19 protein-coding genes and 4 pseudogenes are annotated in these 24,508 nt (G+C 58.0%); 7 read left to right on the top strand and 16 right to left on the bottom strand.

Going from position 1 to position 24,508, the window contains the following annotated elements; genetic code table 11:
- Positions 1 to 295 precede the first annotated feature (295 nt).
- Positions 296 to 1,294: an AraC family transcriptional regulator gene (locus AACY18_RS01990; protein WP_339464077.1), complete on the top strand. Its 999-nt coding sequence runs from the start codon at positions 296 to 298 to the stop codon at positions 1,292 to 1,294.
- Between the two features lie 49 nt (positions 1,295 to 1,343).
- Here the strand turns inward: AACY18_RS01990 and AACY18_RS01985 are convergent, their stop codons facing one another.
- A complete protein-coding gene (locus AACY18_RS01985; protein WP_339464076.1) occupies positions 1,344 to 2,975 on the bottom strand; it encodes a hypothetical protein in 1,632 nt (543 codons plus the stop codon).
- Positions 2,976 to 3,215: 240 nt separating this feature from the next.
- Positions 3,216 to 3,510: pseudogene (locus AACY18_RS01980) on the bottom strand (ATP-binding protein).
- Between the two features lie 60 nt (positions 3,511 to 3,570).
- Between AACY18_RS01980 and AACY18_RS01975 the strand changes: the two are divergent.
- Positions 3,571 to 3,705, top strand: a pseudogene (locus AACY18_RS01975) (helix-turn-helix domain-containing protein); the annotation flags it as partial.
- A 54-nt stretch (positions 3,706 to 3,759) separates the two neighbouring features.
- On the opposite strand, the gene AACY18_RS01970 reads toward AACY18_RS01975, so the two are convergent.
- Positions 3,760 to 5,514, bottom strand: a complete 1,755-nt coding sequence (locus AACY18_RS01970; RefSeq protein WP_339464074.1) for a YncE family protein — start codon at positions 5,512 to 5,514, stop codon at positions 3,760 to 3,762.
- A gap of 58 nt (positions 5,515 to 5,572) precedes the next feature.
- Positions 5,573 to 5,776 (bottom strand): annotated as a pseudogene (locus AACY18_RS01965) (ATP-binding protein); the annotation flags it as partial.
- A gap of 48 nt (positions 5,777 to 5,824) precedes the next feature.
- On the opposite strand from AACY18_RS01965, the pseudogene AACY18_RS01960 reads away from it, so the two are divergent.
- A pseudogene (locus AACY18_RS01960) lies at positions 5,825 to 5,968 on the top strand (helix-turn-helix domain-containing protein); the annotation flags it as partial.
- Between the two features lie 15 nt (positions 5,969 to 5,983).
- Here the strand turns inward: AACY18_RS01960 and AACY18_RS01955 are convergent.
- The 4 genes from AACY18_RS01955 to AACY18_RS01940 all read right to left on the bottom strand — a co-directional run bounded on the left by AACY18_RS01955 (position 5,984) and on the right by AACY18_RS01940 (position 10,488).
- Positions 5,984 to 7,579 carry a hypothetical protein gene (locus tag AACY18_RS01955; RefSeq protein ID WP_339464073.1) on the bottom strand — a complete coding sequence of 532 codons (1,596 nt, stop codon included), beginning with the start codon at positions 7,577 to 7,579 and terminating at the stop codon, positions 5,984 to 5,986.
- 134 nt (positions 7,580 to 7,713) lie between these two features.
- Entirely contained in the window at positions 7,714 to 9,060 is a 1,347-nt protein-coding gene (locus AACY18_RS01950) for an ATP-binding protein (RefSeq protein ID WP_339464072.1), read from the bottom strand.
- A complete protein-coding gene (locus tag AACY18_RS01945) occupies positions 9,057 to 9,734 on the bottom strand; it encodes a response regulator transcription factor (RefSeq protein ID WP_339430850.1) in 678 nt (225 codons plus the stop codon). Before AACY18_RS01945 ends, AACY18_RS01950 begins: the two co-directional genes overlap by 4 nt.
- 148 nt (positions 9,735 to 9,882) lie before the next feature.
- On the bottom strand, positions 9,883 to 10,488 hold the full coding sequence (locus AACY18_RS01940; RefSeq protein WP_339430851.1) for a hypothetical protein: 606 nt from the start codon (positions 10,486 to 10,488) through the stop codon (positions 9,883 to 9,885).
- A gap of 142 nt (positions 10,489 to 10,630) precedes the next feature.
- Here AACY18_RS01940 and AACY18_RS01935 point away from each other — a divergent pair, with 142 nt between their 5' ends.
- Complete coding sequence (locus tag AACY18_RS01935; RefSeq protein ID WP_339430852.1) at positions 10,631 to 11,422, top strand: dienelactone hydrolase family protein; 792 nt, start codon at positions 10,631 to 10,633, stop codon at positions 11,420 to 11,422.
- Between the two features lie 94 nt (positions 11,423 to 11,516).
- Positions 11,517 to 12,242 carry a 4'-phosphopantetheinyl transferase family protein gene (locus AACY18_RS01930; protein WP_339430853.1) on the top strand — a complete coding sequence of 242 codons (726 nt, stop codon included), beginning with the start codon at positions 11,517 to 11,519 and terminating at the stop codon, positions 12,240 to 12,242.
- A 54-nt stretch (positions 12,243 to 12,296) separates the two neighbouring features.
- Here the strand turns inward: AACY18_RS01930 and AACY18_RS01925 are convergent, their stop codons facing one another.
- On the bottom strand, positions 12,297 to 13,907 hold the full coding sequence (locus tag AACY18_RS01925) for an ATP-binding protein (protein WP_339430854.1): 1,611 nt from the start codon (positions 13,905 to 13,907) through the stop codon (positions 12,297 to 12,299).
- Positions 13,904 to 14,626 carry a response regulator gene (locus AACY18_RS01920; RefSeq protein WP_339430855.1) on the bottom strand — a complete coding sequence of 241 codons (723 nt, stop codon included), beginning with the start codon at positions 14,624 to 14,626 and terminating at the stop codon, positions 13,904 to 13,906. Before AACY18_RS01920 ends, AACY18_RS01925 begins: the two co-directional genes overlap by 4 nt.
- A gap of 737 nt (positions 14,627 to 15,363) precedes the next feature.
- Between AACY18_RS01920 and AACY18_RS01915 the strand changes: the two genes are divergently transcribed.
- The gene (locus tag AACY18_RS01915; protein WP_339464071.1) at positions 15,364 to 18,258 is read left to right on the top strand and encodes a ribonucleoside-diphosphate reductase subunit alpha; all 2,895 of its coding nucleotides are present in this window, start codon (positions 15,364 to 15,366) and stop codon (positions 18,256 to 18,258) included.
- Between the two features lie 252 nt (positions 18,259 to 18,510).
- Here AACY18_RS01915 and flgE read toward each other — a convergent pair whose 3' ends face one another.
- The 6 genes from flgE to AACY18_RS01885 all read right to left on the bottom strand — a co-directional run bounded on the left by flgE (position 18,511) and on the right by AACY18_RS01885 (position 23,543).
- Positions 18,511 to 19,827 (bottom strand): flagellar hook protein FlgE, encoded by a 1,317-nt coding sequence (flgE, locus tag AACY18_RS01910; RefSeq protein ID WP_339430857.1) that lies wholly within the window; start codon positions 19,825 to 19,827, stop codon positions 18,511 to 18,513.
- Between the two features lie 30 nt (positions 19,828 to 19,857).
- Positions 19,858 to 20,583: a flagellar hook assembly protein FlgD gene (flgD, locus tag AACY18_RS01905; protein WP_339430858.1), complete on the bottom strand. Its 726-nt coding sequence runs from the start codon at positions 20,581 to 20,583 to the stop codon at positions 19,858 to 19,860.
- Between the two features lie 15 nt (positions 20,584 to 20,598).
- Complete coding sequence (gene flgC / locus AACY18_RS01900) at positions 20,599 to 21,042, bottom strand: flagellar basal body rod protein FlgC (RefSeq protein ID WP_003227217.1); 444 nt, start codon at positions 21,040 to 21,042, stop codon at positions 20,599 to 20,601.
- A gap of 3 nt (positions 21,043 to 21,045) precedes the next feature.
- Positions 21,046 to 21,453 carry a flagellar basal body rod protein FlgB gene (flgB, locus tag AACY18_RS01895; RefSeq protein WP_339430859.1) on the bottom strand — a complete coding sequence of 136 codons (408 nt, stop codon included), beginning with the start codon at positions 21,451 to 21,453 and terminating at the stop codon, positions 21,046 to 21,048.
- A gap of 281 nt (positions 21,454 to 21,734) precedes the next feature.
- A complete protein-coding gene (gene cheR, locus AACY18_RS01890; protein ID WP_221733039.1) occupies positions 21,735 to 22,562 on the bottom strand; it encodes a protein-glutamate O-methyltransferase CheR in 828 nt (275 codons plus the stop codon).
- 48 nt (positions 22,563 to 22,610) lie between these two features.
- A complete protein-coding gene (locus AACY18_RS01885) occupies positions 22,611 to 23,543 on the bottom strand; it encodes a chemotaxis protein CheV (RefSeq protein WP_221733040.1) in 933 nt (310 codons plus the stop codon).
- Positions 23,544 to 23,625: 82 nt separating this feature from the next.
- On the opposite strand from AACY18_RS01885, the gene flgA reads away from it, so the two are divergent.
- Complete coding sequence (gene flgA, locus AACY18_RS01880; protein WP_339430860.1) at positions 23,626 to 24,387, top strand: flagellar basal body P-ring formation chaperone FlgA; 762 nt, start codon at positions 23,626 to 23,628, stop codon at positions 24,385 to 24,387.
- Positions 24,388 to 24,508: the final 121 nt, after the last annotated feature.

Raw genomic sequence — 24,508 nt, 5'->3', positions numbered from 1 at the left:
AATTGCGAACCCTCCTGCACTGGAGGGATTTGTTGTGTCGAATGGCGCTTTATCCTGCGGATCAACGCACGCTTCTGACACTCCTATCGCAAGCGTCGTGCCACGTTGGTGCATTTCGCGGCAAGCCTTTTGATATCAGGGATTGCAGGCTCATCGATGTCAGCGTTCGTCGCCCCTGCCCTGGCGGATTTCCGCCAACCCACCGCTTCTCGTCCTACAATTTGGCGGAAATCCGCCTTGTTGCCCTTGATGCACCCCGGCTACCATCCGGCGCCTGAGAAAGGATTTGCCGCTTATGCGCGAACGCACCATTGCCAGCCATTTCGCCCGTGCCGCCCTCGGTGGCGCACGCCGCTCAGGGTTCGACTATTCGGGCCTGTTGCAGCAACTGGGGATCAGCCCTGAATTGCTCGACGAGCCTCGTGCACGCATTGCCCCGGAGCAGTTCACCCGTTTGATCCAGGCACTGTGGCTGGTGCTGGACGACGAATACCTGGGATTGGGCAACGCACCAAGCAAACCCGGCAGCTTCGCCATGATGTGCCACGCCTCGATTCATTGCCGCAACCTGGAGAAAGCCCTGCAACGCGGTTTGTTGTTCTACAGCCTGTTCCCCCAGGCCCCGCGCCTGACCCTGAGCCGCGAAGACGAATGGGTGCGGCTGAGCCTTGACGATTCGCAGCTATGGGACCCGGATCACTTTCTCAGCGAGAGCCTGCTGGTGATCTGGCATCGCCTGGGCAGTTGGCTGATCGGCCAGCGCATTCGCCTGGAACACGCCACGTTCAGCTATGCGAAACCGGCGCATGGCGCTGAATACGATCTGCTGTTCCCCTGCCCCACGACGTTCGGCACCGCGCAAAGCAGCCTGCTGTTTCACAGTCGCTACCTGCCCATGCCCTTGCTGCAGGACGAACGCACCCTCAAGCATTTCCTCGAACGCTCCCCGGCGGATCTGCTGTCACGCCCGGATGACGGCGACAGCCTGAGCAGCCGCTTGCGTCGCTTGCTCAGCCGCGACACGGCGAACTGGCCGGATCTGGAAGCGGTGGCCGCGCACCTGCACATCAGCCCGCAGACCCTGCGTCGGCATTTGCGCGAGGAAGGCAGCAGTTTTCAGGAGTTGAAAGATCAGTTGCGGCGGGATATCGCCATCTACCATTTGGGGCGGGCGGATCTGTCGTTGCAACAGATCGCCGAGCAGTTGGGGTTTTCAGAACCGTCGGCGTTTCACCGCGCGTTCAAGAAATGGACAGGGCTGACGCCGGGGGCTTATCGGGCGCAGGAGCATTAACAGCAAACGCGGCCCGGGATGAGCGATCCTTTAAGCTGTTATTCGATTTCTATAGCCTGAACACGAACTTGTCGACAACCAGATTGGTTCCTATTCCCGGCGGGGAAATATGCAGAAGCTCGAGTCGAACAATACCCGGTCTAGAAAAAATCAGCGTCTGCTGGATTCCAATATTTCCCGGAGTAGCGAAACGCTTTTCTTCAAGTAAATTTTCCTGCCGGTCATATGTGCGGTAAATGAACTCGGCACCTGCCCAACCGTTCATCACAGCTCCAAACTGAATCGATGAGTAGGCCATTTTGAAATCCAACCGAGTAGTACCCGTGTCGTTTAGCACGGCATAGAGTGATTTACCGTCATTTATTCCAGGTGTATGAGCGCTGCCCGTCAATATGCTTGCATAGCGACCTGCCCCCGGTAGCACAGTGATAAACATACTCGGCAGTTCGACCCTCTCTCCAACAGGAAAGATCATCCCTTCCGGATAGGCTTCGAAGTCTTCAGAAAGAATAGGAACAACCTCGCCTATCACCTGCGCGGTGGCAGCCTTCGAAGTGCCGATCACAGCGCCCTCTCTGACTTGATCATAAACAACTTCGACACGGCTGTCGGCAATGACTTTGTTGTTAGGGATCTCCCATGATATCTGCCCGGGAACCTGTGTGATCGGCATTGTTGCTGCATGGGTAGCAACTTCGCTGCCCCCGAGCATCGCGGTGAACTTCAAGTGGATTTCATCCCCGGCTCTCCAGACCCTGTCGACCAGATGGATCAATGCCCATAACGGACCGCCTTTCATCTTCGTCAGATCGACAATGCTTGAGTCGTCATCGTTCTCGGTGGGGATTTCCCTGAGGACTACCGGTTCCAGCGTTACACGTTCGGTATCGACATCAGCCTCGACCACCTTCGACCAGCGCCGCTTGTCCGTCGGGTTATTGAGCTGATCGACCACCGTGTAGGAAATCTCGAATCGAGGACTGTTGCCAGCAAGTTCGAACATTTCCCGGGTAATAGTGATCACGTACGGTTTGCCGACCTGATCGGGCTGGACGGTGAAATTAAAGCGATAGCGATTGAGTTCCAGCGTGACTTTGTCGTAGGCCCGCCGAAAGATGTAGGACAGCGTGCAGGGAACGCCTGCGTCCGTTTCTTCCTTACCGATGTGGGGTGGGTCGCCCAACTCTGCAGGCAGGCTGATCTCGAGGTTGGGATGAGCGCCGGTACCCGGCACATCGTTGCCGCCAGGAAGATCTCGGTGATACAGAACCCATGACTCGGTCGAGGGGCCGCTGTTGCCACTGGCGCGCTCCACCTCGTAAGTAAAGACATGCACGCCGTCGTCGAGCTGTGACTGGTACACATAGAAATACACCGGATCATTCTGCTCGGCGGGCGTTACCGGCTTACGCTCGATCAGTTGCCGCACGCTATCGCGAGGCCCCTTCATGTAGAGCGCGATATTCAGATACACGCCGCCCTTAGGCGGATCGACTATCGCCTGCACCGCACCCTCACGATTACCGTCGCGTTTGACCACTTCTTTAAAACTGGCCTGCGGCAGCCCTTCCACCGGCACGTTGGCAGGCGGCGGCGGACTGACGATAACGTCGGGAGTAGCACCGGCAAATTTCACAGGATAATTGATCAATACACCGGCATCTGGCTGATCGATGGTCATCGCACGGGCTCCTTGCTGCACAGGTCGCGCTATGCGACGGATAGCAAGAATCAGACACCGCAGCGGTTGCACTGGCTACTGTAAGAACTAACAGGTATGCGGAATTTTCCGACGGACGGCAAGCTCGCAGGATGGGTTGGCTGGACGGGCGCTTTCGCGAGCAGGCTCACTCCAACAGAGGGATGCATTTCAAATGTGGGCGCGAGCTTGCTTCCGCGCGGGCCAGCACTGCAGCCCCCCCTAAACCGCCGGAAAATGAATCCTGAACGCCGCCCCGCCCATCGGCGAATCGCCCAGTGCGAGTTTGGCGTTGTAGCTTTCGATAATGTCCTTGACCACCGCCAACCCGATCCCCTGCCCCGGATGCTGCCGATCCAGCCGCTCCCCAAGGCTCAAGAATCCGCGCCCGCTGATCCGGCGGCACCCCCGGCCCGTCATCTTCGACGCACAACTCAATCCCGGCCAGGCTCTCACGCACACTGATACGCACCTCACCCAGACACAGCCGATACGCGTTCTCCAGCAAATTCCCCATCATTTCCAACAAAGCACCCTGCTCGATCGGCACATAACAATGCTCCGGCAGATCAAAAATCATCTGAGGCGGGCAGATCTGTCGTTGCAACAAATCGCCGAGCAGTTGGACTTTTCCGAACCGTCGGCGTTTCACCGGGCGTTCAAGAAGTGGACAGGGCTGACGCCGGGGGCTTATCGGGCGCAGGAGCAGTGAGTTCCAGCCTCAATGCTCCCGCTCCCGGACAATCGCCTTGTGCAGCAAACACTTTCAATCAGCCGCCACCACGGTAACGAAGCTGCTTCCCGCGTTGCTGACGTACAAGCGCTTGCCATCAGACGTACAACTCACCCCGTTAGATGAAACCCCGGATTGAAAGGTACGAACAATCGTTCCCGAAGCCGTATCCAGCACCAGATTGTTGCGCAACGACCATCCGCACAGGTAGAGCCGTGAACCCTCGGGGTTGAACGTTGCTGTGTATTGATCAGCTGGATAAGGGTGATTCAAGGTACGCAGCACCGTCAGGGTACTGGCCTCAACCTCCAGCAAGGCAAAGGAGGTGTCATTGAATGAAGGCAGATAAAGCCGCAGACCATCCGGCGTTACGTAAACAGTGCTCCTGTAGTTCGGCATGCCATTGGACCCCAGCCGGCGACCAGTGACGGGGTCCATCGCAACCAGATTGCCTGTTCCATATTCGAGATAATAGAAGCGCTGTCCATCCGGGCTGATCGCACCACCGCTGGTATAGCTCCCGGTAGCAAAGGTGTTGATAATCTGATCCGATCCCGTATCGATCACCCTGATCGCCCCGCTGGCTGGACTGATGGTATGAAAGATGACCTGATCGCCGTTCGGCCGCATGACAATAGAATGCGGACTCCCTCCAGCCGCGATGCGTTTGATCAATCTGTTCGAAGCGGTATCAATGACCAGAATTTCATTCGTCCCATACGCCGCGCCATACATCTTTACGCCATCGGGGGTAAAGGCGAAGCCCGTAAAAAAGTTTGTATTGGGGGTGACAATCGTCTCGATCCGTCGATTGATTGTAGTGTCGATCACTGAAATCGCACCGACGTGCCCAACATACGCGCGCGTCCCGTCCGGGCTGATGCCATTGGCTCTTTGCGTACGCCCCAGATCGATGTTTCCTACTGGCCCTGTAGCCATGCCAAACACTTGCGCAGTGGCGGTAAACGAAGAGGCCAGGACATCTTCCCCTCTGACTTGCTCATAAAACGCTGACACCTGGCTGTCCGCCAGAACCTTGTCCGCTGGCACCTTCAATTTGTGCGTGAAAGACAAGCACCCGACAGACTCCTCGACACTGTGCGTCACCGCAGGCCCGGTTTGCGGAGTACAGCGGTAACTGACCCTGACCACGTCGCCTTCTGCCCAGAGCGGTCTGAACACGTGAACCAGCACGTAGAGGTAGTCTTTCACCTTGCCCAGATCGATGGTGCCAGGATCATCCGTCGGGTCATCAGGGTCTTCACTGATATCCGGCGCCGTGAGAAAGGCACGCTCCGTATCGACATTCGCCTCAATCATTTTCGACCAACGCCGTTTGTCCGTCGGGTTGTTCAACTGATCGACCACCGTGTAAGAGAACGTAAACCGTGGACTGCTGCCAGCCTGTTCAAACATGGCGCGGGTAATGGTGATGTCGTAAGGCTGGTCGTCAACCCCGGTGGGTACGAAGTAGGAAAACCGTTCGCGATTCAGCTCCAGGGTGATCCGGTCGTAAGCCCTCAGGTACGGATAGAACAATGTGCACACAACCCCTTTGTCGACTTCGTCCTTGCCGATCTGCGGCGGATCACCCAACTCCACGGGCAAGTTGATGGAAAGGTCGGGGTGATCGCCGGTGCCGTGTACATCGTTGCCACCAGGCACATCACGGTGGTAGAGCGCCCATGACTCGGTCGAAGGGCCGCTGTTGCCACTGGTGCGCTCCACCTCGTAGGTAAAGATATGCAAACCGTCGCCAAACAAGGACTGATAGATGTCGAAATACACCGGATCGTTCTGTTGAGCGGGAGGCGAGTTTGGCGTTGTAGCTTTCGAAAATGTCCTTGACCACCGCCAACCCGATCCCTGCCCCGGATGCTGCCGATCCAGCCGCTCCCCAAGGCTCAAGAATCCGCGCCCGCTGATCCGGCGGCACCCCCGGCCCATCATCCTCAACACACAACTCAATCCCGGCCAGGCTCTCAGGCACACTGATACGCACCTCCCCCAGACACAGCCGATACGCGTTCTCCAGCAAATTCCCCACCATTTCCATCAAAGCACCCTGCTCGATCGGCACATAACAATGCTCCGGCAGATCAAAAATCATCTGAGGCGGGCAGATCTGTCGTTGCAACAAATCGCTGAGCAGTTGGACTTTTCCGAACCGTCGGCGTTTCACCGGGCGTTCAAGAAGTGGACGGGGCTGACGCCGGGGGCTTATCGGGCGCAGGAGCTTTGAGCATTCACCCGATCTTCAATTCCAAGTCCACCGTATCTCATCGATGTGAAAACCAGTGCTCCCTATCTCTCCCACGCTGTCAACTTCAAACCACCTGAATGGAATATTGGAGTGATGGACAAATTTCTGAGGTACTCCTGAACTGGTGCTGGTCGGAAGCGCTTGAGAAGAAACAAGCGCTCCATTAGCACCATAGAAAAGAATGAGACTTCCTGGGTACTCAATATGAAAATGCAAAAACTCAAGATGTTTCATGTCTGCGTTCCAACTGAATCTGCCTCTGGATTTTGCTCCGAACTGGAGATGGTGCCCCGCAATCGGTGCGTTTTGCACCAGAAGGGTCGGTGCACCCTGGCTCAGTAAAGTGAATGTCAATCCGCTCGGAAACGTTCTTGGGCTATTAACGCTAAAGGTCTGCAATGGCACACCTTCCCAGCTCTCATAGCCATGGCGAGGCATTCCCGTCACTTGTGCAACAGCTGGTTTTGAGGTTGCTATAACTTCAGATCGAATCTGGCTATATCCCGCCTTGATTTCCCCTCCCAACAAAACCTTTTCCACGGGAACTTTAAACGTCGCAAAAAACGGCAAGTTGGCCAACTTGATCTCATCGCTGTGCGTGGCTTTCGTCCCATCTGACTTCGTGCATTCGTAACCAAGCCGAACGATGTCACCGGGTTGCCACTGTGGCTCGGATGCGAACAACTGAGCAAAAATAAAGTCCACAACGTTATCCAGATTGATGACGTTGCGATCGGATTCGTCGTTCTCGACCTCACTCAGAATGAGTGCTGGCAGTACCACACGATTTACATCGACATCGACCGTCAAGGTCTTCGACCAACGACGCTTGTGGGTCGGGTTGTTGATCTGACTGACAACGGTGTAGGCAAACGGGAGCTTCGGATTATCGCCGGCCAGTTCGAGCATTTTTCTGGTTACGTGAAGCTTTTTAGGAAAGCCTTGTTCGCCCTTCTGCACCAGAAACTCGAACCGTTCGCGGCCGATTTCCAGAAGAATTTTGTCGAGCCAATTCATGAACTCATACGACACCGTGACATCCACACCCTTGTCCGCCTCATCTTTGCCAATTTGCGGCGGATCCCCCAATTCGGGTGGCAGGCTTATACCAAGGCCTGGATGGTCCCCGGTAGCCGGCACAACGTCGTTCCCCCCGGGCAGATCATCATGATGTACCACCCACAATTCGGTTGATGGTGCGCTGTTGCCGCTGCCTCGTTCCAGCACGTAAAGAACTTTGTGCACGCCATCGTTCAGCAAGGTTTGAGCGAGCAGAAATTCTGTTGGTTGAGACGAATCGGTCGGTGCAGGTTTTTTTTCGATAAATTTAAATTCCGCGTCACGAGGTCCCTGCATGTATAGCGCTATGCTTGCGTATGATTCCGAAGGAGGATCCACCACAAGCTTCGCGGCGCCTTCCTTACTGCCATCCTTGGTCAGGAGTTCTTCGGTAAAAATGGACTGAGGCGCACCCTGAACCGGAATGCCGGGACTTGGCGGCGGATCAACGATAACCGGATAGGTGCCAGCCACAAGCTTTGGCGGATAAAGTACCGCCTCGATTCCCGACTCTGATTGAATGTCATTCATGGGACATCTTCCGTTGATAAGCCTCACCTGAGGCATGGTCGAAAGACGGTAAACCCGAGGAGTCGAATTCGGCTACTGTCAGAACTAACAGGTACGAAGGTCTTTCAGACGAGCGGCGCTTCTATCCAACGCTGTCACACTGCCGGAAAATGAATCCTGAACGCCGCCCCACCCATCGGCGAATCCCCCAGCATCAACTTGGCGTTGTAACTCTCGATAATGTCCTTGACCACCGCCAAGCCAATCCCCTGCCCCGGATGCTGACGATCCAGCCGCTCGCCACGCTCAAGAATCCGCGCACGCTGATCCGGCGGTACGCCCGGGCCGTCATCTTCGACGCACAACTCAACCCCGGCCAGGGTCTCGCGCACGCTGATGCGCACTTCGCCCAGGCACAGGCGATAGGCGTTTTCCAGCAAGTTACCCATCATCTCCAGCAAGGCGCCCTGCTCGATCGGTACATAACAATGCTCAGGCAGATCGAATGCCACCCGCACACGCTTGTCGCGGTAGACCTTGTCCAGCGTGTCGCACAGGCTTTTGAGCACCGGTTGCAAGCGCACCTGATGCCGCACCAGTCCGCTTTTGCGCAAACTCGCGCGCTGCAGTTGATAGCTGATCTGTTGGCTCATGCGTTCGATCTGGCTTTGCAGCACCCAGGCCTGATCGCGTTCTTCGGGACGTTGAGCCATGTCCTCGCTGACGCCTTGCAGCACCGCCAGCGGCGTTTTCAGACTGTGGGCCAGGTCATCGAGAGAGTCGCGATAGCGGCTGCGTTGCTGGCGCTCACTGAGCAGCAAGCGGTTGAGCGAACCGGTCAGTCGCAGCAGTTCACGCGGGTGTTGTTCGGTGAGGCTTTCGCGGGTGCCGCCTTCGATTTCATCGAGTTCCTGACTGAGTTGGCGCAAGGCTTTAAGGCCCCAGGTCAGACCGATCCACAACAGCGCCAGCAGTACCAGCAAGGCGGCGCCGAAACCCAGGTAAAGATTTTCGCGCAGGCCTTCAAGGGTGCTTTCGTACTCGCGCACCGGTTGCAAGGCAACGATGCTGAACGCAGCGCTTTTGCCGCCGAGCAGTTTGACTTCCACGTCGTAGACGAAGAATTCCTGGCCGCTGGCCTCGCGAATCCGCGCGAACTCGTTGCCGAGGCCGTCATAACGCGGTTTGTAGTTGATCTGCTCTTCCTGGGTGGCTTTCGAACGCCAGACCAGATGCCCTGAACGGTCGTAGATGTAACCGAGCAGGCGCAGGTCAGTGAGGTTGAAGCGCTCATCCGGCAACTGCGTAGGCATCACCAGCCGGCCGTTTTCAATGCGTGCGGCGGAGATCAGCGTGGTGACGTCCGACGCCAGACGCTGCTCGATGGAATCCTGCAGCGCCAGGCTGAACGCGCCTTGCATCGCCGGCAGCAAGGCGAGCATGAACAACACCGCCAACGTGGTGGCGGCGAGCATCAAGCGAACACGAAGGGAACGAATCAAGTGCAGCGCTCATTGAACAGGTAGCCGAGACCACGCACGGTGTCGATTGGCTTGAACCCGGCCGGACCTTCGAGCTTGCGGCGCAGGCGGCCGACCAGCACTTCGATCACGTTCGGATCGCGCTCGTCATCGTCCGGATAGAGCTGTTCCATCAAGCGGTCCTTGGGCACCACTTGCTGGTGGTGCCGCATCAGGTATTCGAGGATGCGGTATTCGTAGGCGGTCAGCGCCAGCGGTTGCTCGTCGAGGGTGGCCTGTTTGCGATTGAGATCAAGCAGCAACGGGCCGGCGACGATGGTCGATTGCGTGAAACCGCTGGAGCGTCGCAACAAGGCATTCAGGCGCGCGTCGAGTTCTTCGAACTGGAACGGTTTGACCACGTAGTCGTCAGCACCGGCGGCCAGGCCTTCGACCTTGTCCTGCCAGTTACCGCGCGCGGTGAGGATCAGGATCGGGAAGGTCTTGGCGCCTGAGCGCAACTGGCGGATCAGGTCGAGGCCGCCCATGCCCGGCAGACCGAGGTCGATCACCGCCAGGTCAAAATTGAACTGCCCGGTCTGGTACAGCGCCTCTTCGGCATTGGCCACGGACTCGACCACGTGACCGCTCTCCGTCAGACGGGTTTGCAGGTGATGACGCAACAGCGCTTCATCCTCGACGACCAACAGTTTCATATCGCTCTCCTGGGTAAATCAAAATCTCCAACAACACACCTGTGGGAGCGGGCTTGCTCGCGAAGGCGATGTACCAGTCGTCATCTTCATTGACTGATCCACCGCTTTCGCGAGCAAGCCCGCTCCCACATTCAGGCTGACTGCTCTATCAGAAAGAGTAGTTGGCCGACAGGTACGTCTGGGCGCTGCTGGTCAAGCCCAGCGAACCCTGTTTGCTGCCGCCGCGCTCGCTCATCTCGGTGCTGGCGTTGCTACGCAGGTAACGGTAACCGAGTTCTACCGAAGTGTTTTGCGACACTTGCTGCAAAACACCGAACTGGCCGCCGACCGCATAACCGATGTCACTGTCGCGACTGTAGCCTGGCGATTCCTGAGTCAGCTTGGTCAAACCGGCCGTCGCACCGCCGAACAATTTGGTGGTGTTGCCCACCGGATAGAACAGATCGTAGCTACCCAGCAGGTTTTCCTGACGCAGTTTAATGCCATTGTGCGAACCCGACACATTGTCGTAGGTGGCGTAGTAGCGACCCTGACTGTTTTGCTGACCGAGGCGTACGCCGTAGGTATTGTTGCCGTCGATCGCGCCAGTGGCGTCAGGGTGATCGAGGTTGTCGTTCAGGGCATGGGATTTTTTGATCTTGTCGCTGGTCTGGCCGAAGGTCAGGCCGGCGAAGTTCGAAGTCGTGTCGGCATGGGCCGCGATACTGGCGCTCATTACGGTAAATGCCAGCAGCAGTTTGTTTAAACGAGTCATGGTATTTCCTCTTTCACAGTGCTGTTTGGGTATGGCGCAAGGTTACTGCCCCTGTCCTGTACCGCCCCTGAACACTCTCTGAACCTGACCTGAACCAAATCGACTAGGCTGCTCTGACCACTTTTCGATATGGAGACCGACCATGCGCCTGTTCCTCGCCCTCACCCTGCTGGCCGCAAGCTGCCTCACCCACGCGGCGATCAAGACCGAAGAAATCCCCTACCAAAGCGCCGACGGCAGCAAGCTGATGGGTTACTACGCCTACGACGACGCGATCAAAGGCGCCCGTCCCGGCATTGTCGTGGTGCATGAATGGTGGGGCTTGAACGATTACGCCAAGCGCCGCGCACGCGACCTGGCTGAGCTCGGCTACAGCGCGCTGGCGATTGATATGTACGGCGAAGGGAAAAATACCGAGCACCCGAAAGATGCGATGGCGTTCATGCAGGCAGCGACCCAGGACGCCGACGCCGCCAGTAAACGCTTCTCTGCCGGTTTGGACTTGTTGAAAAAACAGCCCCAGACCGACGTGAACAAACTCGCAGCCATCGGCTATTGCTTCGGCGGTGGCGTCGTGTTGAACGCGGCGCGCCAAGGTGTACCGCTGGCGGGGGTGGTGAGTTTCCATGGCGCGCTGGCAACCAAGACGCCGGCCACGCCCGGCAGCGTGAAGGCGAAAATTCTGGTGGAGCATGGTGCGCTGGACAGCATGGTCACGCCGGACAACGTCACCGCGTTCAAGTCGGAAATGGACAAGGCGGGGGCTGACTACAGGTTCGTCAGTCTGGAGGGCGCCAAGCATGGTTTTACCAATCCGGATGCCGATCGCTTGAGCCATGGCGAACACGCAGGGCCGGACATTGGTTACAACAAGGCTGCGGATGAAAAATCCTGGGCGGACATGAAAGCGTTCTTCCAGAAGATCTTTGGTTAAGCCAGCGTTGAGCGTGGTGTGGCCTTCACGCTTGCTCGCGAAGGCCACACCATTGATCTCGACCTTGCCTCGGCTAACCGGCAAAATGCCCGCCATGAATCTCACCCCAACCCTCCCCGCTTGCTGCACCCCGCTCGACGCCCACTGGCCCTTGCCGACGGCGTTGCCCGACACGGTGCTGCTCAGCACTCATTTCGATCCGTCGCAACTGCTCGGCGATGACTTTCAACGCAGCGCCATCGATCCACCGCCAAGTATTCAGCGTTCGGTGGCCAAGCGTCAGGCCGAGTTTCTCGCCGGACGCCTCTGCGCGCGGGCGGCGCTGCAACAGTTGCAAGGGAGTGGCATGGTTCCAGCAATTGGCGAAGACCGGGCCCCCGTGTGGCCGGCGCACATCAGCGGCTCGATCACCCACAGCACCGGCCGTGCGGCAGCGATTGTCGCCAATAAGCAACATTGGCGCGGCTTGGGTATGGATCTGGAAAACCTGCTCAACATCGAGCGCGCCGAGCGCCTGGCCGGGGAAATCCTCACTCCGGCGGAAATGCAGCGCATGGCCGCTGGCGCGCGGGATCAATTGGCGTTGCTGGTCACGCTGACATTCTCGGTGAAAGAGAGCCTGTTCAAAGCGCTGTACCCGATCGTGCAAAAACGCTTTTACTTCGAGCATGCCGAACTCCTGGAATGGACTGAACAGGGTCAGGTACGTTTACGCCTGTTGACGGACCTGTCCGGCGAATGGCGCAACGGGACAGAACTGGATGCGCAGTTCGGGGTGCAGGATGGGCAATTGTTGAGTCTGGTCAGTATCAAAGCCTGAAGATCTTTATGGGCTTTCAGGGAGACCACATCGCTGGCAAAGACGACACAACATTCAGCGCCGCTCCTGATTCCTCGGCCAGCTCAAGCTAAAGCAGGCCCCTCCCAGACTCTTGCTCCGGCCAATGATGGCCCGCCCGTCATGCCAATGGATGATCCGTCGCACAATCGACAAGCCCAACCCATGCCCACCCGATGCCCGGGTGCGGCTGTCGTCCAGGCGTAAAAACGGCGTGAAGATCCGCTCCCACGCCACTTCCGGCACTCCCGGCCCGTCATCCTCGACATCCACCCGACAGCGCAGTTGCCCGACCTGATAACTCACCGTGACCGTCGAGCGTGCATGGCGCATGGCGTTGCTCACCAGATTCTGCAAGGCCCGATGCAGATAACGCGGCTCAGCCTCGACCCAGGCATCGTCGTTATCGGCGGCGGCCAGACACAAGCCACGCTGCACCGTGACCTCGGCGCGCAACGGCGCCAATTCCTCGATCACCTGATTGACCAACGCGTCGAGGTCGATGCGTTGAAACGTCAGCGCCGGTGCCCCCTGCTCCAGACGCGCATACGTGAGCATTTCATCGACCAGCTTATCGAGGTCCTCAATGTCGTGATCCATGCCCTCACGGTACTTTTCCAGGGCTTGCGGCGTGGTTGCCGAGCCGATCATTTCCAGGCCAAACCGCAACCGAGCCACCGGCGTGCGCAGTTCATGGGACACCGCACGCACCAGTTCACGCTGGATCGCCAATAACTGTTGCAGGTGTTCGGCCATGCCATTGAACGCCGAAGCCAGTCGCCCGACCGAGTCAGCACCGCGCGCCGGCACGCGGGTTTCCAGACTGCCCTTGGCGATGCGCGTAGCCGCTGCTTCAAGGCCTCGCAAACGGCGCTCGAGTTGGCGCACCAGCAGATAAACGATAAGGCCGATCAAGGTCAGCCCGAGCGCGGCGATCAACACCAGCCATTGCGGTGGATACGGATTCATCTGGTACAGCGGCCCGATTTCCAGCACCCAGGGCGTACCAACCATGCCGGCAAACACGCGGATCGAATCGCCGCCCTTGCCCAGCGCCATCACCGTATCGCCCTCGGACACCCGTCGGCTCTGGTCTTCGTCCATGTCGGCGTCATTCACTGTGACCAATCGCAGATCGAAACCGAAGCCCTTCTCTTTCTTTATCTGCGCCAGCCGTTTGGGCTGCTCGCCCACCGGTACGCGCACCAGTTCATCGGCCAGCAGGTAAATAGTCGCCCGGGCCAGTTGTTCGCTGATTTGTTGCACCTCGCCGGTGAGTACGAGTTGTTCTTTGTCGCTGACCAGCCGATAGACCTTCGCCGCATGCGGCCCGGTTTGCTCGACCAGCGCTTGGCCGCGCAGAACGCGGGTGCGCTGGGTGAGGTCGAGGCCCGTTTCGGCAAAGGTCTTGAGCGCCAGCGGAATCCCGAGCAATCGCTCCCAAACCAATAGCGCACGATGACGCTCGGTTTCATTCATCGGTTGCAGGTTGTCGGCCATCAGCGAGAACGTGCCGTGGGCCAGGCGCTCGCGGTACTGCTCGCTGCGCACCTGATTGAGCAGGTTCAGTGCGAGCACACCGAGCACGGCCACCAGAATCAAGGCTGCGCACATGCCGCCATAGATACGCAGGAAGATCGAGTTCACAGCGCCAGGTCTGCGCAGGCCTCAGGGACGAACAGGTAGCCTTTGCTGCGGATGGTCTTGATCAGACGCGGATGGTCGGGGTCGTCGCCGATTTTGGGGCGGATGCGCGATATGCGTACATCGATCGAGCGGTCCTGCCCGTCGTAGCCAATACCGCGCAGCGCGGTGAAAATCTCTTCCCGTGACAGAATGCGTCCGGCGTTGGAGACCAACAACCAGAGCAGGTCGAACTCGGCGCTGGTCAACTCGATGCCGCTGTCGCTCAGCCAGGCCTCGCGCAAGGCGTTGTCCACCACCAGCGGGCCGAATTGCAGGCGCCGGGATTTCTCCGTGGTCGGCTCGGGCGTGTCACTGCGTCGCAGCAACGCCTGAACCCGCGCCAGCAACAGTCGCGGGCGTACCGGCTTGCACACGTAATCATCGGCGCCGAGGTCGAGGCCATGGATCTGGTCGGCGTCGTCGGTTCTTGCCGTAAGCATCAGAATCGGCCCGTCATAACGGTCGCGCACCTTGCGGCAGATGCTCAGGCCATCTTCGCCGGGGAGCATCAGGTCGAGGATCACCAGATCCGGTTGCTCCTTGATGATCCGCGCCGCCGCCAGCGCACCGTTGCCTTCGATGTCCACGCGCAGTCCATTGGCTTGCAGGTAGTCGCGAGTGAGTTCGGCCAGACGCTGATCATCCTCGACTATCAATACCTGAAAGGCTTGTTGCTCCACCGGTGACCTCTGCTTGCCAGAATTACGAATAAAGGAAGGATCCTCCGGTCTTTTTGTCATCTTTTCGGAGGATAAGAATGCGTACGCATGGGCCGATTGTATAAACGGCGTCCAGCCAGAACACAAGTCGGTAAATGCGTTCGGACAAGGCCGTTTTTTGTGATAGGGTTCGCGCCCTTAAAAATCCGCTGAAGCGTTTTTCCAGGCGAAAAAACAGTGACAAACGGTCTAGCTCAGCAGGTTCGCGGCCTACACGGGAATTCCCTGTTTCACACACAATTTACGCACAGGGTTATCCACAAGCTGTGCGTTGCAATCCGCCCCTGAAACGCATTATCTTGTAGCCCGCTCGCAAAAAAACCCTACATGTAGGGTTTTGCGTAAAAAACCAAACACAAACCGGACAGTGAATTCAAGGCTTTTTATTGCCATTGTCGGGTTGAACCAAACGTATTTTTACAAGCCCAAACCGCGCCTGCGGATGGCTACCGTTTTTCAGTCGATCACGACGATAACGGTACGGGTGTTGCAGTGGCGAAACTGCTCCCCGAAAGGAATGCGGTCTCACGCGTATCGCGCGAGCCGAAGACTTCGGCATGGAAGCGGCGCCCACAAGGCCTTCTTCCTGAACTGTCCCGAAGTCGTTATACCCGGCACGTGCCGGTTGTAGTGCTTCAGGACGGAACGGTGGGCACCGTGATGGTGCCCAAACAAACATAGAGAACGTGGAGACACCCATGCAAACCGACACAACTCGCGAGAACCCGCAGGGCACCTTGCCGCAGGCCGCTGATTCGACTTCGGATCTGGCAGCCACCGCGCCTGGCCAGCTGCGCGTGATCAAGCGTAATGGCACTGTCGTTCCTTACACCGATGACAAGATCACCGTCGCTATCACCAAAGCGTTTCTCGCAGTTGAGGGCGGCACCGCTGCCGCTTCGTCGCGAATCCACGACACCGTTGCCCGTCTGACCGAACAAGTCACCGCGACCTTCAAGCGTCGCATGCCTTCGGGCGGCACCATCCACATCGAAGAAATCCAGGACCAGGTCGAACTGGCCCTGATGCGTGCCGGCGAGCAGAAAGTGGCTCGCGACTACGTGATCTACCGTGACGGTCGCTCGAAAGAACGCGCTGCCCACGCCCCGGCCGAAGAAGCAGTCAACGCTCATCCGTCGATCCGCATCACCCGTACCGACGGTAGCCTGGCGCCACTGGACATGGGCCGCCTGAATACCATCGTGACCGAAGCCTGCGAAGGCCTGGCTGAAGTCGACGGCGACCTGATCCAGCGCGAAACCCTGAAAAACCTGTACGACGGCGTGGCCCTGACCGACGTCAACACCGCCCTGGTGATGACCGCCCGTACGCTGGTTGAGCGCGAGCCGAACTACTCGTTCGTCACCGCCCGCCTGCTGATGGACACCCTGCGTGCCGAAGGCCTGGGCTTCCTGGGTGTGGCTGAAAGCGCCACTCACCACGAAATGGCCGACCTGTACGCCAAGGCACTGCCGGCTTATGTCGCCAAAGGTATCGAGTTCGAACTGCTGAACCCTGTGCTGGCCACCTTCGACCTGGAAAAACTGGGCAAGGCGATCAACCACGAGCGCGACCAGCAATTCACCTACCTGGGCCTGCAAACCCTGTACGACCGTTACTTCATCCACAAGGATGGCGTGCGTTTCGAACTGCCGCAGATCTTCTTCATGCGCGTGGCCATGGGCCTGGCCATCGAAGAGAAGAACAAAGAAGACCGTGCGATCGAGTTCTACAACCTGCTGTCCTCGTTCGACTACATGGCTTCGACTCCAACACTGTTCAACGCCGGCACCCTGCGTCCACAGCTGTCGAGCTGCTACCTGACCACCGTTCCGGATGACCTGTCGGGCATTTACCACGCGATCCACGACAACGCCATGCTGTCGAAATTCGCCGGTGGCCTGGGTAACGACTGGACGCCTGTCCGTGCACTGGGTTCGTACATCAAAGGCACCAACGGCAAGTCGCAAGGCGTGGTTCCGTTCCTCAAAGTCGTGAACGACACCGCCGTCGCCGTTAACCAGGGTGGCAAGCGCAAAGGCGCTGTCTGTGCCTACCTGGAAACCTGGCACATGGACATCGAAGAGTTCATCGAGCTGCGCAAGAACACCGGTGATGACCGTCGTCGTACCCACGACATGAACACCGCCAACTGGATCCCTGACCTGTTCATGAAGCGCGTCTTCGATGACGGCAAATGGACCCTGTTCTCGCCATCCGAAGTACCCGACCTGCACGACCTGACCGGTAAAGCTTTCGAAGAGCGCTACGAGTATTACGAAGCGCTGTCCGAGTACCCGGGCAAGATCAAGCTGTTCAAGACCATCCAGGCCAAAGACCTGTGGCGCAAAATGCTGTCCATGCTGTTCGAAACCGGTCACCCATGGCTGACGTTCAAAGACCCGTGCAACCTGCGCAGCCCGCAGCAGCACGTCGGCGTGGTTCACAGCTCGAACCTGTGCACCGAGATCACCTTGAACACCAACAAGGACGAGATCGCCGTTTGCAACCTGGGCTCGATCAACCTGCCGAACCACATCGTCGACGGCAAGCTGGACACCGCCAAGCTCAAGCGCAGCATCGATGTTGCCGTTCGCATGCTCGATAACGTGATCGACATCAACTACTACTCGGTACCGCAGGCGAAGAACTCCAACTTCCGTCATCGCCCTGTCGGCCTGGGCATCATGGGCTTCCAGGACGCGCTGTACCTGCAACACATCCCTTACGGCTCCGACGCTGCCGTCGAATTCGCCGACAAGTCGATGGAAGCGGTCAGCTACTTCGCGATCCAGGCGTCCTGCGACCTGGCTGACGAACGCGGCTCGTACGAGACGTTCAACGGTTCGCTGTGGTCCAAAGGCATCCTGCCACTGGACTCGCAACAGATCCTGATCGAACAACGTGGCCAGAAGTACATCGATGTCGACCTGAACGAAACCCTGGATTGGGCACCGGTTCGCGCCCGTGTACAACAAGGCATTCGTAACTCCAACATCATGGCCATCGCACCGACCGCGACCATCGCCAACATCACTGGCGTCTCGCAGTCGATCGAACCGACCTACCAGAACCTCTATGTGAAATCGAACCTGTCGGGCGAATTCACCGTGATCAACCCGTACCTGGTTCGCGACCTCAAGGCGCGCGGTCTGTGGGACTCGGTCATGATCAACGACCTGAAGTACTACGACGGTTCGGTGCAGCAGATCGAGCGCATCCCGCAAGAACTCAAAGAGCTCTACGCGACCGCGTTCGAAGTGGACACCAAGTGGATCGTTGACGCCGCCAGCCGTCGTCAGAAGTGGATCGACCAGGCTCAGTCGCTGAACCTGTACATCGCCGGCGCCTCGGGCAAGAAGCTCGACGTGACCTACCGCATGGCCTGGTACCGTGGACTGAAAACCACCTACTACCTCCGTGCCCTGGCCGCGACCAGCACCGAGAAGTCGACCATCAACACCGGCAAGCTGAACGCTGTTTCCAGCGGCGGCAACCACGGTGATGATTCGGTTCTGGCGGCTCCTGCAGGTCCTGCTCCAGTGCCAAAGGCTTGCGCGATCGACGAGCCGGATTGCGAAGCTTGCCAATAAGCTGAGCTGAGTCAGGCGTTGCAAGGCGCCTGAACGAGAAACCCCCGACAAACCTATGGTTTGTCGGGGGTTTTCTTTTGGGTGGAGTAAACGCTCGGGTCAAGTGTATCTGACAGCAGTTGGGCAGCATCAGGACGCCTTCGCTGCCCCCTCTCCCTTGGTCGGCTCACACACCGCCCAAACCGAACCGGCCTCGCACCTACAAAAAAGCCCCTCAAAAAGAGGGGCTTCCTTTACAACCAAAAACCAGCATCAGGCCATCTGAATGATGGTCTGCATGATGGTGCTCTGAGTCGAAATAGTCTTGGCGTTCGCCTGATAGTTGCTCTGCCCCTTGATCAGATCAACCAGCTCGTTGGTCAGGTTAACGTTGGACTCTTCCAGCGAGTTGGAAACAACCGAACCCAACGTACCGGTTTCCGGCGCATCGTAACCCGGGATACCCGAAGCAAACGTCTCTTTCCAGCTAGTACCACCAATAGCCTGCAGGCCTTGTTCGTTGGTGAAGCTGGCCAGCGCAACCTGGCCGATGGCCTTGCTCTGGTTGTTGCTGAAGTTGGCGAACAGCGTACCGGTGCCGTCGATGGTCAGGTTGGTGATCTGGCCAGTGGCGTAACCATCCTGAGTCGGGATCGAACGCGCGGTGTCAGCGTTGTACTGAGTGGTCTTGGCCATGGAAATGGTAATACCAGCGGTGTTCGCCGCAGCACCGTTAGGCGTGAAGGTACCATTGATCACATTGCCAGGAACCCAGCCGGTGAGCTTCAGGTCACTGCTAATCACCGGACCAGGCGGCGTGCTGACCTGAGTCAGTTTGCCAGCGGAGTCAAACGTCATGGTCGAAGGTGTCGGCGCGGTGACCTTCGGATCGCTACCGGTAGCGTCCGGGTTACGCCCGTCTACCAGGGTGTAGACCTTCCAGGTGTTGGCACCGGTCTTGACCACGTACTGATCCATCGGGTGCATGTTGCCCTGACTGTCATAGATCGGCGTGCTGAACGATTTGGTGTAGGTCGCGAGGTTGGTCGGGTCGAATTTGCCGGCGGCCACGGTGTCGTCGATCACCGGAGCGGTCGAGTCCAGGTTGATGGTCGACGTCACCAGCGAGGTGGACTTTGGCGCCAGGTTCGAGGTGTCGATCTTCAGGTCGGTCAGTACGCCGTTGATGACCTTGCCGTTGGCATCCACGCCGTAGCCCTGCAGACGCGAGGTGTAGTTGGTGTTGGTGATGAAGCCAGCATTGTCGACCTTGAACGTACCGGCACGGGTGTAGGACACCGAGCCATTGTTGCTCATGGTGAAGAAGCCCGAACCGTTGATACCCATATCCAACACGTTACCGGTGTTGTTGATGTCACCCTGAGTGAACTGCTGGGACACGTTGGCCAGACGCACACCGTTACCGATGACCTTGCTGCCGCTACCCAGGCGAGTGGCCGAGTAAACGTCTTCGAATTCTGCACGGGACGATTTGAAACCGGCGGTTGCAACGTTGGCGATGTTATTGCCGGTCACGTCCAGTTGTTTGTTGGCTGCATAGAGACCGCTAAGGCCGATATTGAAAGACATATTCCACTCCTTTGTGCCGGTTAGTCGGCTCTATATACCAATGGTTTGTACTTTGGACAGGGCGACGGTGCCCTTGCCGGACAGGTTGAGCATCAACTCGCCGCCGGTCTGGCTGATGGTCACACTGTTGACCGTGGCTGGCAGGTAAGTCGCCAAGTCGGTCGCGGTGCCATTGATTGATGCGTTGGCTTTGACGGTATAGGTACCGGCCTTCACCAGATTGCCGTCCTTGTCCTTGCCGTCCCAGGTGAAGCTCGCGCTGCCTGCGGCGCGACTGCCCAGATCGATGGTGCGAACCACCGTGCCGCTGCTGTCGGTAATGCTGACGGTGCCACCGGCAATCGATGACGGAACGGTCGCCGAACCGGTCATGCCCTTGCTCGGGTCGTCCATCTGAACGCTGTTGGTCTGCACGATCACGTTGCGACCGACCAGCGACGACGCCTGCAGTGCCTGCGAGGAGTTGTAGTTGCCGGCCAGCGAGCTGACGGTGCTGTTAAGCGTGGTGATGCCTTCCAGGCTACTGAACTGTGCCAACTGGGCAACGAATGCACTGTTGTCCTGCGGATCGAGCGGGTTCTGGTTTTTCAGCTGGGTGACCAGCAATTGCAGGAACGCGTCCTTGCCCAGTGCCTGGCCGCCGGTGGCGCTGTTGGTAGCCGAAGCAATGCCACCGGTGGTCGAACTGGTCTTTTTCGACGAGTTCGCCAGGATGTCATTCATGCTCAAGCTGCTGGTGGTATCGGAAACACTCATGGCCGTCGCCCCTTATTACTGACCGAGGGTCAGCACCTTCTGCATCATGGTTTTGGCGGTGTTCATCATTTCGGCGTTGGTCTGGAACGACCGGCTCGCGGAAATCATGTCAGCCATTTCTTCCACCACGTTGACGTTCGGGTAGTAGACGTAGCCCTTGGCGTCAGCGGCCGGATGGTTCGGCTCGTAACGCGCCTCGAGGTTGCTCTGGTCTTCGACCACGCCGAGTACCTGTACGCCCTGCCCTGCGGCGTCCTGGCTCTGGAACAGCGAGTTGCTGCCGCTGTTCTGGCCACCCTGGAACATGGTGGCGAACACCGGGTGACGGGCGCGGTAGGTCTGGTCGATGCTCGACGAGACGGTTTCGGCGTTGGCGATGTTCGAAGCCACGGTGTTCAGACGCGTGGTTTGTGCGCTCATGCCGCTGCCGGCAATGTTGAAAACGCTAGACAGGGACATGGATTACTCTCCGCGCAGGGCTGACACCAGCCCTTTGAATTTGCTGTTGAGCAGAGTGAAGCTGGCCTGGAAGCCGACCGCGTTTTGCGCGTAGTTCGACTGCTCAAGCTGAGCATCTACGGTGTTCTGGTCGATCGAAGGCTGCATCGGCGTGCGATACATCAGCGACTCGTCGCCATTGCCCAGGCCTTCAGCTTCGATGTGACGACTGTTCGTCATGTTCAGGGCGATGGTGCCGTTGGCGTTCTTCTGGGTCTGTGCTTCAAGCACTTTGGAGAAGTCCAGATCCCGAGCCTTGTAGTTCGGGGTATCGGCGTTGGCGATGTTGTTGGCCAGCACTTCGGCACGCTGAGCGCGGAAGCCCAATGCCTTTTCGTGAATGCCGAGCGCTTTATCGAAGCTGATGCTCATGTCGGGAACCTTCGGGTGACCGGTTTTTCGTAACTGAGCTTTAGCAAGCGCCGTGCCAACGCGAGAAACCCCCGAAAACCGCACCTTTGCGGGGATCAGGCAAAGTGGCAATGCCAGAAAAGCGGCAAACGACTTCCGCTGGCTGCCGCTTTTCTGCCGCTTGCCCTCCCCTCCCACCCACACCACAGCTCCACTGTGGGAGCGGCGACCTCGTAGAAACGCCAGGCACAAAAAAACGGGAGCCCCTGCGGACTCCCGTTTTTGTGTTGCCGATTTGCAGATTACTTGGCCTTGTAAATGATCCCCGGGCTGCACTGGACCATCTGGTAATGATCCGGCAAACCGTTCAGCGCTTCGGAAGCGCCAAGGAACAGATAACCACCCGGTTTCAGCGTGCTGTGAATGCGCAACAGAATGTCTTTCTTCACTTCAGCAGAGAAGTAGATCAACACGTTGCGGCAGAACACGATGTCGAACTTGCCCAGGCTGGCGTAACTGTCGAGCAAATTGAACGAGCGAAACTCCACCCGGTTCTTGATCGGTGCCTTGATGACCCAGCGCCCAGGTCCTTTCGGATCGAAAAAACGCTGCAGACGATCGGGGGACAAACCGCGACCGATTGCAAGGCTGTCGTACTCGCCAGTCTTGCAGTTGTTCAGCATGCTGCCCGAGAGATCGGTGGCAACGATCTGCACGCCCATCTTCAACTGGCCAAGGTTGACGCGCTCGAACTCATCGATAGACATCGAGAGCGAGTACGGTTCCTGACCCGACGAGCAGGCTGCCGACCAGATCCGCAGACGCTGGTTGGGACTGGCCTTGATGGCTTCGGGCAGCACCTTGTTCTTCAAGACTTCAAACGGATAGGTGTCACGAAACCACAGGGTTTCGTTGGTTGTCATGGCATCGACGACCTGCTCGCGCAAACCACTGCGCGGCTGGGTCTGGATGCGCTGAACCAGCTCACCCAGGGACTTGATACCTTGCTGCTCCATCAGTTTGTTGAGACGGCTCGAGACCAGGTACTGCTTGTTTTCACCGAGCAAAATGCCACAGGCTTTTTCCAGGAAGACCCGGAACTGTTCGAAATCCAAATTACCCGTAGACAAATTGATGCCGCCTCTTAAATCGTGTTGACCGCCAGGGACAAAAGGTCCCTAGCTGATATCTGCTGCTTTGATCCGGTCGACTACCCGGGATGCCAGGTCATCAGGGCGGAACTTGGCCAAAAAGTCATCGGCACCGACTTTCTTGACCATCGCCTGATTGAATACCCCCGACAACGAAGTATGCAGGATGATATGAAGCTTTTGCATGCGAGCGTCGCCGCGGATTTCAGCCGTCAGCGTGTACCCGTCCATCTCCGGCATCTCGATGTCGGAAATCATCATCAGGAACTCTTCTTCCGGCTTCTTGCCCTCGTCGACCAGCTTGCGCAGGTAATCCAGCGCCTGCTTGCCGTCGTTCAACGCCACGACTTCAACGCCGATCGTCTGCAGGCAACGCGTGACCTGCTTGCGCGCCACCGACGAGTCATCGACCGTCAGCACCCGCAGCGACAACGCCTTGGTCTGCGTCTCGACATCGACCACACCGACCGAAATCGCTTCCGGCGTCGGTGCAACTTCCGCCAGCACCTTTTCGACGTCGATGATTTCGACTAACTGATTGTCCACCCGAGTCACAGCGGTCAGGTAATGATCGCGCCCGGTGCCCTTGGGCGGTGGATGGATCTCCTCCCAGTTCATGTTGACGATGCGCTCCACCGAGCGAACCAGGAAACCCTGGGTCTTGGTGTTGTACTCCGTGATGATCACGAACGGATTTTTCTTGTCTTTCAACGCCCCGGAACCGGTCGCCATTGCCAGATCAAGGATCGGAATGGTCGCCCCCCGAATATTCGCCACCCCGCACACGACAGGACTGGACTTGGGCATCAGCGTCAGTTGCGGGCATTGCAGCACTTCCCGAACCTTGAACACGTTGATCCCGTAGAGCTGCTGACCGTCGAGACGGAACAACAACAGCTCCAGGCGATTCTGCCCTACCAGTTGCGTGCGCTGGTTCACCGAATCCATTACACCAGCCATGCCCAGACTCCTACACCAACGCCAAGTGTTGTTGCGACGCACATTCATTGCTAAACGGCACGGCGCTTGCTTTTTAACTCGTATGAACGCTCAAACGACATTTTTCCGACGCCTGACATCTCCCCTTCGCAGAGGGCTTTGCGCGATGTCCGCCGTTTGCCTCTTTTTCGCCGGCAGCCCTGCCATTGCTGATGCGGTTACCTTGCCTGACATGCTTATCGGCGTCACTCAGGGCTTTCTTGAGTTCACCGTAGAAGACTATCTGGCTACCAGTCAAACGGAAGGCCGCTACGAAATCGAAGTCAACCAGCTCGACCCCCGTATGCACATGCCCATGTGCGACAAGGAATTGACAGCGTCTTTGGAGAGTCCGGCACGTCCGCTGGGACGGGTAACCGTGAAGGTTCGCTGTGAGGGAAGCTCGCCCTGGACCGTGTTCGTACCCGCTCAAGTCCGCCTGTTTCGCGAGATTGTGACCACCACACGACCGCTCAAACGCGCCGGGATTATCGAGCCGCAGGATGTGACCCTGCGAGAGCGTGACGTCAGCACAATCAATCAAGGTTTTCTGACGTCGGTGGATCAAGCCATCGGGCAAAAATTAACCCGACCAACGGTCGCCGATCAGGTCATCACGCTCGTGCATCTGGAACAGGCGGAAGTCGTGCGCAAGGGCGATCAAGTGGTCATCATCGCCCGCACCGGCACACTCGCCGTGCGTATGCCGGGAGAAGCCCTGTCCAACGGCGGCCTGAAAGAACAGATCCGGGTGAAAAACCTCAACTCCAACCGGGTCATCAAGGCGCAAGTCATCGCGCCAGGCCAAGTGGAAGTGGCCATGTAAAACGCTCATGAGAAAACTGGCGCGGACCTCGTCGGTTCCCTAAACTGTGCGGCAGCAGGACACGCGCCGGCGCATGCAGGGCCTATTGCTAAATGGGCCTAAAGTTTTCCAGGGGATGGCC

The organism is Pseudomonas sp. EA_65y_Pfl2_P74, from assembly GCF_963970575.1.
Taxonomy (GTDB): Bacteria; Pseudomonadota; Gammaproteobacteria; order Pseudomonadales; family Pseudomonadaceae; genus Aquipseudomonas; species Aquipseudomonas baetica_A.
Note: the sequence above shows the minus strand (reverse complement) of the source record. Positions and strands in the feature narration are given on the sequence as shown.

Excerpts from the sequence above, each read along its gene's own strand:
- AACY18_RS01885 (WP_221733040.1), bottom strand. The coding sequence starts at position 23,543 with ATGGCTGGTGTAATGGATTCGGTGAACCAGCGCACGCAACTGGTAGGG.
- AACY18_RS01990 (WP_339464077.1), top strand. The coding sequence starts at position 296 with ATGCGCGAACGCACCATTGCCAGCCATTTCGCCCGTGCCGCCCTCGGT.
- flgD (WP_339430858.1), bottom strand. The coding sequence starts at position 20,583 with ATGAGTGTTTCCGATACCACCAGCAGCTTGAGCATGAATGACATCCTG.
- AACY18_RS01915 (WP_339464071.1), top strand. The coding sequence starts at position 15,364 with ATGCAAACCGACACAACTCGCGAGAACCCGCAGGGCACCTTGCCGCAG.
- AACY18_RS01955 (WP_339464073.1), bottom strand. The coding sequence starts at position 7,579 with ATGAATGACATTCAATCAGAGTCGGGAATCGAGGCGGTACTTTATCCG.
- flgC (WP_003227217.1), bottom strand. The coding sequence starts at position 21,042 with ATGTCCCTGTCTAGCGTTTTCAACATTGCCGGCAGCGGCATGAGCGCA.
- AACY18_RS01985 (WP_339464076.1), bottom strand. The coding sequence starts at position 2,975 with ATGACCATCGATCAGCCAGATGCCGGTGTATTGATCAATTATCCTGTG.
- AACY18_RS01935 (WP_339430852.1), top strand. The coding sequence starts at position 10,631 with ATGCGCCTGTTCCTCGCCCTCACCCTGCTGGCCGCAAGCTGCCTCACC.
- flgA (WP_339430860.1), top strand. The coding sequence starts at position 23,626 with ATGAACGCTCAAACGACATTTTTCCGACGCCTGACATCTCCCCTTCGC.
- flgE (WP_339430857.1), bottom strand. The coding sequence starts at position 19,827 with ATGTCTTTCAATATCGGCCTTAGCGGTCTCTATGCAGCCAACAAACAA.
- AACY18_RS01940 (WP_339430851.1), bottom strand. The coding sequence starts at position 10,488 with ATGACTCGTTTAAACAAACTGCTGCTGGCATTTACCGTAATGAGCGCC.
- AACY18_RS01945 (WP_339430850.1), bottom strand. The coding sequence starts at position 9,734 with ATGAAACTGTTGGTCGTCGAGGATGAAGCGCTGTTGCGTCATCACCTG.
- flgB (WP_339430859.1), bottom strand. The coding sequence starts at position 21,453 with ATGAGCATCAGCTTCGATAAAGCGCTCGGCATTCACGAAAAGGCATTG.
- AACY18_RS01930 (WP_339430853.1), top strand. The coding sequence starts at position 11,517 with ATGAATCTCACCCCAACCCTCCCCGCTTGCTGCACCCCGCTCGACGCC.